Here is a 12,986-nt window from a genome sequence, read left to right on the forward strand (position 1 = left end):
GGAGTTTCTCCTCAGGTAACGGGCCGGAGTCATCTGCGCCGCGTCGGGGCCGAAACGGGCGTCCGAAACAGGATCAGTTGGGCGGCAGACAGGCCGGTCATGCATAAACTGTGTGCGGCAGTCAGTTTATGCTTTCCCCGCCCGCATCTTCTAATGCGGCCGGGTACGGCCGGATTGCCGACAGCATGACCGCTGAACCCCCGACGGCGCCCTGGCGCTGTCCCGGTTTCGGCCCTACACCCAGGAGGACATTTGGCGGCCAGTTCACGGAGCGCCCGCGATGCCAAGCGGCGCGTCCAGCAAATGGAAGCAAAGCGCGAGCTGCGCAAGGAGCAGGACAAGCGGCGCAAGCGCGACAACGTCCTCGCCATCGGCGCTGGAACGGCCGCCGTCGTCGTGGCGCTGGTACTGCAGCTGACGGTGTTCTCCTCCAATCCCAGCGAGGACGAATACGCCGCCGCGCAGGCCGGGCTGGCCACGCCCGGCGCCACGCCGCCGGCTTCCCCCAGCAACGCCGGGAACATCCCCAAGCCGGAAACGGCGGCCGGACAGACCTTCACCGGCGAACTGAAGCTCAACGGCGGCACGCTCGGCGTCGAACTGGACGGCACCCGGGCCCCGCAGGCCGCCGCCGTCTTCAAGTCCCTCGCGGACCAGAACTTCTACGCCGGGCTCAACTGCCACCGGCTCACCACGGCCGAGACGTTCGGCGTGCTGCAGTGCGGTTCCAAGGCCGGCGACGGAAGCAGCGACCCGAGCTACACCTGGGGTCCGCTGGAAAACACCCCGGCGGACAACAGCTACCCGGCCGGGACGATCGCCGTCGCCAGGAGCGGCGGGAACGCCTACGGCAACGGCACCCAGTTCTTCATTGTCTACAAGGACACCGTCATTCCGGCCGACGCCGCGGGAGGCTATTCCGTGGTGGGTAAGGTGACCTCGGGCCTGGATGTGGTGGCCAATATTGCGGCCGCCGGACTAAAACCGGGGGATAACGCCACAGACGGCGCCCCCGCGGAACCAGTCACGATAGACTCGTTCTCTCTGAAGTAACCAGCCGTTGCCCTTGTGGCCACGGCCCCGGTATTTCCCTCCAAGCGAAAGACTTCTAGCGGTGACAGACAGTCAGAAATCCGACGAAACAGTGTCAGCAGCAGCTGCCAACGAAACCGAAGCTGATGCTTCGGTGACAGCCCAGTCGACAGACACACCCACCAACACGGCGCCGGAGACGGCAACCGGGCCGGAGGCGGAGGCCGATACGGCCGACGCCGCGGACACCGCCGAGGCGCCAGAGGCTCCCGCCGAGGCCGCCCCCGAGGACGCTCCCGAGGCTCCCGCCGAGGCCGCCCCCGAGGCTCCCGCCGAGGCCGCCCCCGAGGACGCTCCCGAGGCTCCCGCCGAGGCCGCCCCCGAGGCTCCCGCCGAGGCCGCGGCCGAGGCACCCGCCGAGGACGCCCCCGAGGCTCCCGCCGAGGACGCTCCCGAGGCCGCCTCCGAGGCTCCCGTCAAGGAGAGTGCACCGGCAGCGCCCGCCGCGGTCCGCCCCGCGCCATCACCGGCGGCATTCGCTGCCCGGCCGAAGGCCTCACCCGCTGCCCCGGCCGCCGCGCCGGCGGCAGTGTCATCCGCCGCGTCGCTGGCCGAAGCCGCACGCTGGGGCCGCGTTGAAGGCGACGGCCACGTGTTCCTGACCGTCGACGGCGAGGAACATCCTGTCGGCCAGTACCCGGGTGTCAGCAATGACGAAGCCTTGGGGTACTTCGCCCGGAAGTACGACGACGTCGTCGCACAGATTCTCCTGCTCGAACAGCGCGTGAGTTCCAAAGCGCCCGCCACGGACATGCAGAAGACTGTCACGCACCTCCGCGAGCAGCTTGCCGAGCGCAACATGGTGGGAGATCTCCGCTCCGCCGAGGCCCGCCTGGACACCCTTGCCACGCAAATCTCCGATCTCGAAAAGACCGAGAAGGCCGAACACGACGCCGTCCGCGCTGCCGAGTTGGCCGCCCGCGAGGCCATCGTCGCCGAAGCGGAAGAGATCGCCGGCCACGATCCGGCCCAGATCCAGTGGAAGACCTCCAGCGCCCGGATGAACGAACTGTTCGAGAGCTGGAAGACCGCGCAGAAGAGCGGCGTCCGGCTCGGCCGCAGCAATGAGGACGCCCTCTGGAAGCGCTTCCGGGCAGCCCGGACGGTCTTTGACCGACACCGCCGCGCGTACTTCTCCCAGCTCGACAGCACCAACTCGGCCGCCAAGGCCGCCAAGGAGAAACTGATCGCCGAGGCGGAAGCGCTGTCCTCCTCGACCGATTGGGGCTTTGCCGCCGGCGAATACCGCCGCCTGATGGATGAGTGGAAAGCGTCCCCGCGCGCCAGCCGCAAGGACGACGACGCCCTCTGGGCCCGGTTCCGTGCCGCCCAGGACGTCTTCTTCACGCACCGCCAGGCAGCCAACGACGAGATCGACCAGGAATACGGCGCCAATCTGGTGGTCAAGGAAGCCCTGCTGGCGGAAGCCAACCAGCTGCTACCGATCAAGGACCTCGCTGCCACCAAAAAGGCGCTCCAGTCCATCCGTGACCGCTGGGAAGAAGCCGGCAAGGTTCCCCGCGGCGACATGGGACGGGTTGAAGCCGGGCTGCGGAAGGTCGAGGACGCGGTCCGCCACGCTGAGGATGAGAACTGGAAGCGGTCCAACCCGGAGACGAAGGCCCGCACGAACAGCGCGCTGACGCAGCTCGAGTCCGCCATCGCCGGACTCCGGGATGACCTCGCCAAGGCCGAGAAGGCCGGCGACGAGCGCAAGATCCAGGCCGCCAAAGAAGCCCTCGAGGCCCGTGAGGCATGGCTGGAACAGCTCGAGAAGTCAGCGAGCGAGCTCTCCTAGCCGTCAGGCGACGAAGCAGCAGGCTGTTTTGCGGCAGGCCCCGCACCGGTTTATCCACATGACCGGTGCGGGGCCTGTTGGCTTTTCCGTGGACCGGACACGATGGGCGTATGGTCATTGTTCAAGGCCGATCCGCTCCGGACCCGCCCCCGCCGGAGCTGTACTCCCCCGGAGCGCTTTTCTCCTGGCCCGAGCTGCAGGCGATGGCGTCCGACGGCGTGCTGACGCAGCTCTACCAGCGTGGCTATCTGCCTCCCGGGACACGGCCCACGGCGCAGCTCCGGGCCCGCGCAGCGTCCATCCTCATTCGTCCGGCCATCCGACAGCGCGTCGTCGCAGGCAGGATGACGGCCGCGTGGATTTACGGCTGCGCCGACGAACCTGACCGGCTCGCCCTGCTCGTGGATTCGACCCGGCGGATTTCCAGCCTCAGGTCCACCCGTGGCTGTACGCTCCACGAGGTGCATCTTGGTCCGTCCGATGTTGTGAGCCTGGGCGGGCTGATGGTCTCCAGCCCGCTGCGGACCTCCGTGGACATCGCCCTGCATGTGGAGCCCGAACGGGCCGTCCCGGCCCTGCGGGCGCTGCTGGGCAAGCCCGAACTCGGCCTGCGCCTGCGGCTGCTCGTGCTCGCCGTGGAGGCCTCACCCAGGGTGCCGTACAAACGGGCAGCCCTGACGAAGCTCGAATACCTGCGGGCCGGCCCGGCACCCTAAGGGGGGTGGTGGCTGGTCTATTGGTTGCAGGGCGGTCGATTCCCGAAAACGGATCGAGCCTCGGTCAGCTCTTCTTCAGCTCCTCGGCGAACATCACAATGATCCCGCTTGGTCCGCGGACATAGGTGAGCTTGTAGGCGTCCCCGTAGGTCGCCACGCCGCGCAGCGGGTGGCAGCCGTGCCTCGCGGCGATCTCGAGGGCTTCGTCGATGTTGTCGACAGAGAAGGCGACACGGTGCATGCCGATCTCGTTGGGACGGGTTGGTTTCGTCTCGATTGCGTCGGGGTGTATGTACTCGAAGAGCTCAATGCGACCGTGGCCGTCTGGCGTCTGGAGCATGGCGATCTTGGCGTGGTTGCCGTCGAGGCCGACGGCGGTGTCGGTCCACTCGCCGCTGACCGTGTCACGGCCGGCGACGGTCAGACCGAGGTCGGTGAAGAAGGCGATCGTTGCTTCGAGGTCACGGACGGCTATGCCTACGTTCTCGAGTTTGATGGGCATGAGTCACATGCTAGCGCGCGTCGGGGCGATTCGTTCAGGTCCCTGGGCTGCCGGTTCTCGCTCAACCGGTTCGGGAACCATAGAGGGATATGACTTGCCGCGGCCACGCCACACCCGAAAAACAACGAAGAACAACTCTCAAGAACTTGACGTGCCCATTCACTGCCAACATGCGCGTCTTCGATACCTCATACGACTACAAAACTGACACCCCTGCTAGGACCAGACCCGACGCCGACAGGGACAGTCAGAGGCTCCGGTCGGACCATGAACTGCTGTGGACCAAGAACCTGTGCTCCGGCGTCGTTTTCGCCCCGAAAGTGTCATCGGCTCGCTCGAACGAGTACCTCATCTTCACTGACACTTCCGAGGCGAGGCATTGCTACGGCAGCGACGCCGTCACCGGCTCCTACACGACTTGGTTGAAGCCGAACGCTCTGGTCAACGCTGTCGCCGGGCTGAACGAGGACCAGAAGTCCCGTTACCTGAACCCTCCGTACACCATCGGCAGTGCGATGATTTGGCCCGTCAGGAGGAAGGACCAACCCACCCTGAACCAGGCACGAGGGCTTCGTCTGTCGGTCGGTGACCGGATGGACCTCACCCTGGAGTGCATCCGGCGTCACTACGCAGGAGAGCCTGAGAGCCCCCTCGCCGATGTCATCAACGCCTACGCGGACTTCTTCGCGCTCTTCGACGGGTTCGCGGAGTTCGTGGACTTCTTCCACTTTCAGGACCTCGTGACGCCCGGCTATGGCGAGGTTCGGTTCTACCTGCCCTTCGACAACTTCGAGCGTTCCGGGACACCGGCCACGACCGATGATTATGTGACGTACCGGGAAGCCACGCTGGAGTTCATCGCAGGACGGGGCCGCCGGATGGCCGAGTGGGTCATGGAGCACCGCCCCGAGATCGAGGTTCGCCAGTAGCGCCTTAGCGGTAGGCACAGCTGCCCCGGCAGCCGTCCGCAGTTAGCTGCGCCGCCGGTTGCCGGTGGTGCGGTAGACGTCGAAGACACCGTCGATGCGGCGGACGGCGCTCAGGACATGGCTCAGGTACTTGGGGTCACCCATCTCGAACGCGAACTTGGAGATGGCCACCCGGTCCGTGGATGTGTGCACACTCGCCGCCAGGATATTGACGTGGTTCTCCGAGAGGACCCGGGTCACGTCCGAGAGCAGGGACTTGCGGTCGAGCGCTTCGACCTGGATCTCCACCAGGAAGACACTCGACTGCGTCGGCGCCCATTCGACCTCGACGATCCGGTCCGGCTGCTCCAGCAGTCCGCTGACGTTGGTGCAGTCCGTCCGGTGCACGGAGACGCCGGAGCCGCGGGTCACAAAACCCAGAATCGGGTCAGGTGGCACCGGAGTGCAACAGCGGGCGAGCTTGACCCAGACGTCGTCCACGCCGCGCACCACAACACCGGAATCGGAATACCGGGCCTTGGTGACCTGGGTCGGGATGGAAACCTCGGTGAGGTCGTCCTCGGGGGTGTCGTTGCCGGCAAGGCTCTCCACGAGGCGTTCCATCACGGACTGGGCGGAGGTGTGCCCATCGCCCACGCCGGCATACAGGCCGGAGATGTCGACGTACTTGAAGTCTTCGGCGATCGCCGCGAGGGCGTCATGCGTCATCAGGCGCTGCAGCGGGAGGTTCTGCTTGCGCATCGCCTTGGTCAGCAGTTCCTTGCCACGGTCGATCGACTCTTCGCGGCGTTCCTTGCTGAACCACTGCCGGATCTTGTTGCGGGCACGGGCACTCTTGACGAAGTGCTGCCAGTCCTGGCTGGGCCCGGCACCCTCAGCCTTGGAGGTAAAGATCTCCACCCAGTCGCCATGGTTCAGTTCGCTGTTGAGCGGGACCAGCTTGCCGTTGACGCGGGCGCCGATGGTCCGGTGGCCCACCTCGGTGTGGACGGCATACGCGAAGTCCACGGGCGTGGAACCTGCGGGCAGGGCCATCACCTCACCCTTGGGCGTGAAGACAAACACTTCCCGGGCATTGATTTCAAAGCGCAGCGAGTCAAGGAACTCGCCGGGGTCCGAGGTTTCCTGCTGCCAGTCCACCAGGGACCGGAGCCAGCCCATGTCGCCGTCGCGCGGGCTTCCCGGCCCGGCTGCCGTGCGGTTCGGCTGGTCCTTGTACTTCCAGTGCGCAGCGACGCCGTATTCGGCGCGGCGGTGCATCTCGTGGGTGCGGATCTGGATCTCCACGGGTTTGCCGCCCGGGCCGATCACCGTGGTGTGCAGCGACTGGTACATGTTGAACTTGGGCATCGCGATGTAGTCCTTGAACCGCCCGGGCAGGGGGTTCCAGCGCGAATGCATGGCCCCCAGCGCCGCGTAACAGTCCCGGACCGAGTCGACCAGGACACGGACGCCCATCAGGTCGTTGATGTCGTCGAAGTCCTTGTCCCGCACGATCATCTTCTGGTAGATGGAGTAGTAGTGCTTCGGCCGGCCCGTGATCGTGGCCTTGATCTTGGCCGCGCGCAGGTCCTCGGTGATCTGGTCGCGGATGACGGAGAGGTTCTTTTCCCGCTCCGGCGTCCGGTCCCCCACCATCCGCACGATTTCCTCGTAGACCTTCGGGTACAGGGCCGCGAAGGACAGGTCTTCCAGTTCCCACTTGATGGTGTTCATGCCAAGCCGGTGCGCCAGCGGGGCGAAGATTTCCAGGGTTTCCCGGGCCTTGCGTGCCGAGGACTCGGCCGAGACGAAACGCCAGGTCCTGGCGTTGTGCAGCCGGTCGGCCAGCTTGATCATCAGGACCCGGATGTCCTTGGCCATGGCCACGACCATCTTGCGCACCGTCTCAGACTGCGCGGCCTCGCCGAAGCTGACCTTGTCCAGCTTGGTGACCCCGTCGACCAGCATGGCGACTTCCGGCCCGAACTCGGCCCTCAGGTCATCCAGGGTGTAGGAGGTGTCCTCGACGGTGTCGTGCAGGAGCGCCGCGGCGAGCGTGGTGCCGCTGAGCCCCAGCTCAGCCAGGATCGTGGCCACCGCCACCGGGTGCGTGATGTAGGGATCGCCGCTCTTGCGCTTCTGGCCCCGATGGCAGGTCTCCGCCACGATGAAGGCGCGCTGGATGAGGTCGAAGTCCTCTTTGGGGTTGTTCGCACGCACGGTGCGCAGCAGCGGTTCAAGAATCGGGGAATACGCGGGGGCGCCACGCCCGGTCAGCCGGGCAAGGCGGGACCGGGTGCGTTCCCGCCGGCCGGGGAACGTGGGGCGTGCGCCCGAGCTGTCCACGGGGACCGACGGTTCGGCGCGTCCGGAAGCCACCACACCAGTCTGCATACCCTGGCCTGGGGCCTTATCCGCCGGTGCTGCTGGCACCGGCGTCGAACGTTCTTCCAATGGAGCACCTCTCCGAACCCGTCAATTCTTCCAGTGTATTCCCGCAGCAGGATACTTCGATAACCGGCGCAGGGACGGCAACGGGCCGGAGAGCGCCATGAAATGACGTTCTCCAGCCCGTGGGCCGGCCGGGCGGGAACCCCTGCGGTCAGCGGTCCGGCAGGACAGCTGAGGCTACGCCGTGGCCGGTGCCGCCGCTGCGTCCTCCTTGGCGGCTGCCTGGGCGCGGCGCTGGTGCACGCGCTGGGCCTGCTTCACCAGCTCCGGTTCGCTGTGGCGCAGCCAGGCATAAAGCGGCGCGGCGATGAAGATCGTGGCCGCTGTGCCGATAAAGATTCCGACAAACAGTGCCAGCGAGAGGTCCCGCAGCGTTCCGGCACCCAACAGACCCGCCCCGATGAAGAGGATGGCACCGACCGGGAGGATGGCCACCATCATGGTGTTGATGGAACGCACCAGGGTCTGGTTCACGGCTAGGTTGACTTCCTCGCCGAACGTCCGCCTGGTGGAGGCCTGCAAGTCCGAGGTGTTCTCACGGATCTTGTCGAAGACCACCACCGTGTCGTACAGCGAGTAGCTCAGCACGGTCAGGAAGCCGATGATGGCCGACGGCGTGACTTCGAAATCGCTGAGGGCATAGACACCGGCCGTGATAAACATCGTCACAAGCATGCCGACGATCGCTGAGAGCGACATCTTCCAGGTCCGGAAGTACAGCGCCATCATGACGGCGGCGAGGGCGACGAAAATCCCCAGGCCCAGCAGGGCCTGCTTGGTGACGTCAGCACCCCAGGTGGGGCCGATAAAGGTGGACGTCACCTCGTTGTCCGTCACGCCGTAGGCCTCGGTGAGGCCGGCTTTGATCTGGAGCGTCTCGTCTTCGGTGAGCTTGTCCGTCTGGATCCGCATCGTGCTTCCTGCGACGTTCGCCACGCGCGGGACGCTGCCGGAGACCACGTCCTGGACAGCCTTTTCGCCGATGGCAGCGTCGGTGGTCTTCACGTTGGAGACGGTGAACTCCGAGCCACCCCGGAATTCGATGCCGAGGTTGAACCCACCCTTGACGACCGGCAGCAGGATCGAGAGCGCAACCAGGAGCGCCGCGATCCCGAACCAGATCTTCTTGGACCCCACGAAGTCGTAGGAGCGTTTGCCGGTGTAAAGCTCATTGCCGAAATTGGCGAAGCTGGTGGCCATTTAGTTGCCCTCCTTGGACGCGCTCTTGGAGGAACCGGCAAGCTGTTCCTGTCGTTCCGCCTGGCGTCGTTCTGCGATGGTCATCCGGCGTTCGGCCTCGGCCGCCGCGCCGGCGTTCTTGGCGCGGAGCGCGGCAACAGCAGCCGGCTTGTCCGCAGGAGTGCGGAACCGGCCCGCGCCCCGGTACAGGGGTACGGCGCCGAGGCTCTTCGGGTCCAGTCCCGAGAGCGGGTGTCCCTCCCCGAAGAACTTGGTGCGGGCCAGCAACTGCAGGGTCGGGTGCGTGAACATAAAGACGACGATGAGGTCGGCGATGGCCGTCAGGCCGAGGGTGAACGCGAAGCCGCGGACGTTGCCCACTGCCACGAAGTACAGCACCAGGGCAGCCAGCAGGTTGACGGCCTTGGAGGCCAGGACGGTGCGCTTGGCACGCTTCCAGCCGTTCTCGACGGCCGACACCAGGCCGCGTCCTTCACGGAGCTCATCGCGGATACGTTCGAAGTAGACGATGAACGAGTCCGCGGTCTGGCCGATGGCCACGATGATGCCTGCGACGCCAGCGAGGGACAGCCGGTAGTTTTCGGTCCAGCCGAGGACCGCGATGGCCAGGTACGTCAGCGCGCCGGCCACCACGAGGGAGGCGACGGTGACCAGGCCCAGCGCCCGGTACTGAACCAGTGAATACACCACGACCAGCAGCAATCCGATCAGGCCGGCGAGCATACCCATCCGGAGCTGCTCACCACCCAGGGTCGCCGAAATCTGCTGTTCGCTCTGGATCTCGAAGCTGATCGGCAGGGCGCCGAAGCGGAGCTGGTCGGAGAGGGCCTTCGCGGACTCCTCGGTGAAACCGCCGGTGATCTGCGGACGGCCATCGGTGATCACGGCGAGGGACCGCGGAGCGGAAATGACCTGGTCGTCGAGGACAATCGCGAACTGGGCCTTCGGATCCGAGCCGGTCTGGCCGCCGCCGGCGATGTAGAACTGGTACAGCCGTTCGGTGACTTCCTTGAACTTGGCGGTGCCTTCCTCGTTGAACTGGATGTTCACAGCCCACTCATTGGTCACGGCGCCCTGGGCCCCGCGCTGCAGCTGGAAGGTCGAACCCGAGATGTTGGAGCCCTTGACCTCAACCGGGCCAAGGATGTATTTGATCGCCGGTGAGTTGGCCGAGGCCGGTTCGCAGGTGACCAGCGGCTTGGCCGGGTCGGAGCGTTCCTGCTTTTCCTGCGACGGGTTGTCACAGTCGAGCGCCTCGAACTTCTGGTAGATCTCGGGCGTCACCCAGTTCAGGTCGCTGCCGTTGGTGGGCTCCGCGGTGGGCTTGGGCAGCTGGTCCACCGGGGTCTGCGCCTCCGCGGGGACGGCTGCGCCCGGTCCGGCCTGGAGGACGGGCCGGAAGTTCATGTCAGCGGACGCCTGGATCAGGGCGCGGGTTTCCTTGGACGGTGTCCCCGGCAGGCTGACGACGACGTTGCGTCCGGACTGCGTGCTTATTTCGGCTTCAGCCACGCCGGAACCGTCCACGCGCTGGCGGATGATCGCCACGGCCTGGTTGAGCTGATCTTCGTTGATGTCCGAACCGCCCTCAACCTTGGGCGCCAGGATCATCTGGGTGCCGCCTTCAAGGTCCAGGGCAAGCTTGGGAGCCCAGCTCGCCTGGCCGGCCATCGTGCCGCCTGCCAGGACAGCGGTCATGACGGCGAGGATAACGCCGAGCCAGACCAGCACCCTGAGGGCTGAGTTTTTAGGGCCAGTTCGTGCCATTGTCGATCTTTCTATTATTACGGAGGAACCGCCGTGCGGCCCTGGCGGGCCCGCTCCGGCGGTTGCCCGCAGCCGTTACTTCGCGGGATAGCTCAAACAGGCAGGCTAGCTGTCTTTCTTGCCTTCGTTGTTCAGGCGCCGCAGGGTTTCCTCGGGCGTCTCAACAATCGGGGCTTCGCTGACCGGAGCGGCGCCGTCGGCCTTGTCGACGGACAGCGAAGACGCGTCGTTGGGAACGACCGTGGGCTCCTCCGGCACAACAACGGGCTCGATGATCTTCGTGACGGCCTGGCGGTGCACGGTGGCGGTGTTGCCCGGGGAGAGCTCGAGCAGGACCTTGTTCTCGTCCTCGTCGATCTCCACGATGCGGCCGTACAGGCCAAAGCTGGTCATGACCTCGACACCCGGGGCGAACTTCGACTGGAGCTGCGCCTGCGTCTTCTGGGTCTTTTTGTTGCGGCGGAACATCATAAAGACGAAGACGCCGAGCATGGCGAACAGCAGGATGGTCATGAAGTCGATGCCGCCGCCGGCCTGCGGCTGGGTCTGGGCAGAAATAAGTCCGAACACAGGGATAGTTCCGTTCTGTACTTTGCGTAGCTGGTTTTCCAGCAACGTCCGCTTGGCTTCTGGCTGGCCGGGAATCATGCCGAACCGTCGGCGGCCGGTGCTGGCCGCGCACAGAAACAAAGACCCGAACGTGCCGAGCGTCATTCCAGTCTAAAGGGAAAAGGTTACGGCGCGGTGCTATTGACTGTTACGGATCCATTCCGGATCGGCGTCCTGGCCCAGCCCGTCCGCCGCGTCCGGGGCGTCGTCCTCGGCCCGGAAGAGCTCCAGCGGGTCCTGCGCGAAGATACCGGGCGGCACCGCGAAACCGAGGTGCGTCCAGGCCGGGGCGAGTGCGATCCTCCCCCGCGGGGTGCGTCCCAGCAGTCCCTCACGGACGAGGTACGGCTCGGCGACGGTTTCGACGGTTTCGGTCTCTTCGCCGACGGCGATGGCCAGGGTGGACAGGCCAACCGGGCCACCGCCGAATTTGGTGATGAGGGCCTCGAGGACGGCCCGGTCGAGCCGGTCCAGGCCCCGCTTGTCGACTTCATACATGTCCAGCGCCGCGGAGGCGGCCCTGGCGTCGATCTGCTCGATGCCGTGCACCAGCGCCCAGTCGCGGACCCGGCGCAGGAGCCGGTTGGCGATGCGGGGTGTGCCGCGGGAACGTCCGGCGATTTCGCTGAAGCCGGCGGAATTGACCTTGAGGTCCAGGAGCCCGGCGGAGCGCCGGAGCACGAGTTCCAGCTCGGCCACGGAGTAGAACTCGAGGTGGCCGGTGAAGCCGAAGCGGTCCCGGAGCGGGCCGGGCAGCAGCCCGGCGCGGGTGGTGGCACCCACCAGGGTGAAGGGCGGGAGTTCCAGCGGGATCGCGGTGGCCCCGGCGCCCTTGCCGACCACGATGTCGACCCGGAAGTCCTCCATCGCCATGTAGAGCATTTCCTCGGCGGGCCGGGACATCCGGTGGATCTCGTCGAGGAACAGCACTTCGCCTTCGGAGAGCGAGGACAGGATGGCCGCCAGGTCACCCGCATGCTGGATGGCAGGTCCGCTGCTGATCCGCAGCGGGGCGTTCATTTCGGCCGCGATGATCATTGACAGTGTGGTCTTGCCCAGCCCGGGCGGACCCGAAAGCAGGACGTGATCGGCGCTGCGGCCGCGCATGCGCGAGGCCTCCAGCACGAGGGAAAGCTGTTTCCGGACCCGGTGCTGGCCGACGAAGTCATGCAGGTTCTTGGGCCGGAGGGCGGCTTCGATGACCCGCTCCTCCGGTTCCTCTCCCCCGGTGACAATCGACGGCTCAGCCACGGGCGCCTACCCGGTTCCCGGCGCGGGCGCCGTCCTGGCCCAGCCAGCGGAGGGTGGCGCGCAGGATCTCCGCGACGTTGCCCTTCTCGGCCAGTTCGGGTGAATCGGCCAGCGATTTGTCGATGCTGGCTGTGGCGTCCTTCTCGGACCAGCCCAGGCTCGTCATGGCCGCAACGACCTGCGGCTTCCAGACCGACTCGGCGGACGCCGCCGGCATCGTGGCTCCGGCGGTTGTGCCGTGCGGCACCAGCTTTCCGGCCAGTTCGAGCACGATCCGGCCGGCGACCTTGGGGCCAATGCCGGGCACCAAGGTGAAGGCCTTGCCGTCGCCGGAGTGCGCGGCCACCCGGATCGCCTCGGGCTCATGCACGGCAAGGACGGCCAGCGCCAGCCGGGGCCCGACGCCGCTGACACTCAGCAGGACGTCGAAGACTTCGCGTTCGTCGTCGCTGACGAAGCCGTACAGGGTCAGGGAGTCCTCGCGCACGATCAGGGAGGTGAAGAGCTTGCCCTCCTCGCCGGTGCGGAGGGTGCTGAGGGTCTGTGGCGTGGCGTTCACGCTCATGCCGGCGCCGTTGAGGTCGATCACGGCGGAGGACAGGCCGACGTGCGCTACGGTTCCGCGGAGAAAACTGATCAAAGCCGGGCTCCTGAAAAATTCAGCTGAAAATAGAACCGGGCTGACCCGG

General features: G+C 66.3%; 11 protein-coding genes. 4 read left to right on the forward strand and 7 right to left on the reverse strand.

Annotated features, from left to right (window positions below):
- The first annotated feature begins 252 nt into the window (after positions 1-252).
- From J2X01_RS01050 to J2X01_RS01060, 3 genes are all read left to right on the forward strand, one after another.
- Positions 253-1,053 carry a peptidylprolyl isomerase gene (locus J2X01_RS01050; RefSeq protein WP_310049744.1) on the forward strand — a complete coding sequence of 267 codons (801 nt, stop codon included), beginning with the start codon at positions 253-255 and terminating at the stop codon, positions 1,051-1,053.
- A gap of 61 nt (positions 1,054-1,114) precedes the next feature.
- On the forward strand, positions 1,115-2,890 hold the full coding sequence (locus J2X01_RS01055; RefSeq protein WP_310049747.1) for a DUF349 domain-containing protein: 1,776 nt from the start codon (positions 1,115-1,117) through the stop codon (positions 2,888-2,890).
- Positions 2,891-3,000: 110 nt separating this feature from the next.
- Positions 3,001-3,606: a type IV toxin-antitoxin system AbiEi family antitoxin gene (locus J2X01_RS01060; protein WP_310049748.1), complete on the forward strand. Its 606-nt coding sequence runs from the start codon at positions 3,001-3,003 to the stop codon at positions 3,604-3,606.
- Between the two features lie 64 nt (positions 3,607-3,670).
- On the opposite strand, the gene J2X01_RS01065 is transcribed toward J2X01_RS01060, so the two are convergent.
- Positions 3,671-4,108 (reverse strand): VOC family protein, encoded by a 438-nt coding sequence (locus J2X01_RS01065; RefSeq protein ID WP_310049750.1) that lies wholly within the window; start codon positions 4,106-4,108, stop codon positions 3,671-3,673.
- A 170-nt stretch (positions 4,109-4,278) separates the two neighbouring features.
- Here J2X01_RS01065 and J2X01_RS01070 point away from each other — a divergent pair, with 170 nt between their 5' ends.
- Positions 4,279-5,037, forward strand: a complete 759-nt coding sequence (locus J2X01_RS01070; protein WP_310049754.1) for a DUF6994 family protein — start codon at positions 4,279-4,281, stop codon at positions 5,035-5,037.
- Between the two features lie 42 nt (positions 5,038-5,079).
- On the opposite strand, the gene J2X01_RS01075 is transcribed toward J2X01_RS01070, so the two are convergent.
- From J2X01_RS01075 to ruvA, 6 genes are all read right to left on the reverse strand, one after another.
- Entirely contained in the window at positions 5,080-7,473 is a 2,394-nt protein-coding gene (locus J2X01_RS01075) for a RelA/SpoT family protein (protein ID WP_374724901.1), read from the reverse strand.
- Positions 7,474-7,647: 174 nt separating this feature from the next.
- Entirely contained in the window at positions 7,648-8,670 is a 1,023-nt protein-coding gene (gene secF, locus J2X01_RS01080) for a protein translocase subunit SecF (RefSeq protein WP_310049759.1), read from the reverse strand.
- The gene (gene secD / locus J2X01_RS01085; protein ID WP_310049760.1) at positions 8,671-10,437 is read right to left on the reverse strand and encodes a protein translocase subunit SecD; all 1,767 of its coding nucleotides are present in this window, start codon (positions 10,435-10,437) and stop codon (positions 8,671-8,673) included. It lies immediately after the preceding gene.
- A gap of 105 nt (positions 10,438-10,542) precedes the next feature.
- Positions 10,543-10,950 carry a preprotein translocase subunit YajC gene (gene yajC, locus J2X01_RS01090; RefSeq protein WP_310050187.1) on the reverse strand — a complete coding sequence of 136 codons (408 nt, stop codon included), beginning with the start codon at positions 10,948-10,950 and terminating at the stop codon, positions 10,543-10,545.
- Between the two features lie 234 nt (positions 10,951-11,184).
- On the reverse strand, positions 11,185-12,297 hold the full coding sequence (gene ruvB / locus J2X01_RS01095) for a Holliday junction branch migration DNA helicase RuvB (RefSeq protein WP_310049762.1): 1,113 nt from the start codon (positions 12,295-12,297) through the stop codon (positions 11,185-11,187).
- The gene (gene ruvA, locus J2X01_RS01100; protein WP_310049764.1) at positions 12,290-12,937 is read right to left on the reverse strand and encodes a Holliday junction branch migration protein RuvA; all 648 of its coding nucleotides are present in this window, start codon (positions 12,935-12,937) and stop codon (positions 12,290-12,292) included. The genes ruvB and ruvA overlap by 8 nt, the downstream gene beginning before the upstream one ends.
- Positions 12,938-12,986 lie beyond the last annotated feature (49 nt).

Source organism: Arthrobacter ginsengisoli (assembly GCF_031456935.1).
Classification (GTDB): Bacteria; Actinomycetota; Actinomycetes; order Actinomycetales; family Micrococcaceae; genus Arthrobacter; species Arthrobacter ginsengisoli.

What these genes read in the sequence shown, in the direction of transcription:
- J2X01_RS01060 (WP_310049748.1), top strand. Translation starts at nt 3,001, where the DNA reads ATGGTCATTGTTCAAGGCCGATCCGCTCCGGACCCGCCCCCGCCGGAG.
- J2X01_RS01065 (WP_310049750.1), bottom strand. Translation starts at nt 4,108, where the DNA reads ATGCCCATCAAACTCGAGAACGTAGGCATAGCCGTCCGTGACCTCGAA.
- J2X01_RS01070 (WP_310049754.1), top strand. Translation starts at nt 4,279, where the DNA reads ATGCGCGTCTTCGATACCTCATACGACTACAAAACTGACACCCCTGCT.
- secF (WP_310049759.1), bottom strand. Translation starts at nt 8,670, where the DNA reads ATGGCCACCAGCTTCGCCAATTTCGGCAATGAGCTTTACACCGGCAAA.
- secD (WP_310049760.1), bottom strand. Translation starts at nt 10,437, where the DNA reads ATGGCACGAACTGGCCCTAAAAACTCAGCCCTCAGGGTGCTGGTCTGG.
- yajC (WP_310050187.1), bottom strand. Translation starts at nt 10,950, where the DNA reads ATGACCATCCTGCTGTTCGCCATGCTCGGCGTCTTCGTCTTTATGATG.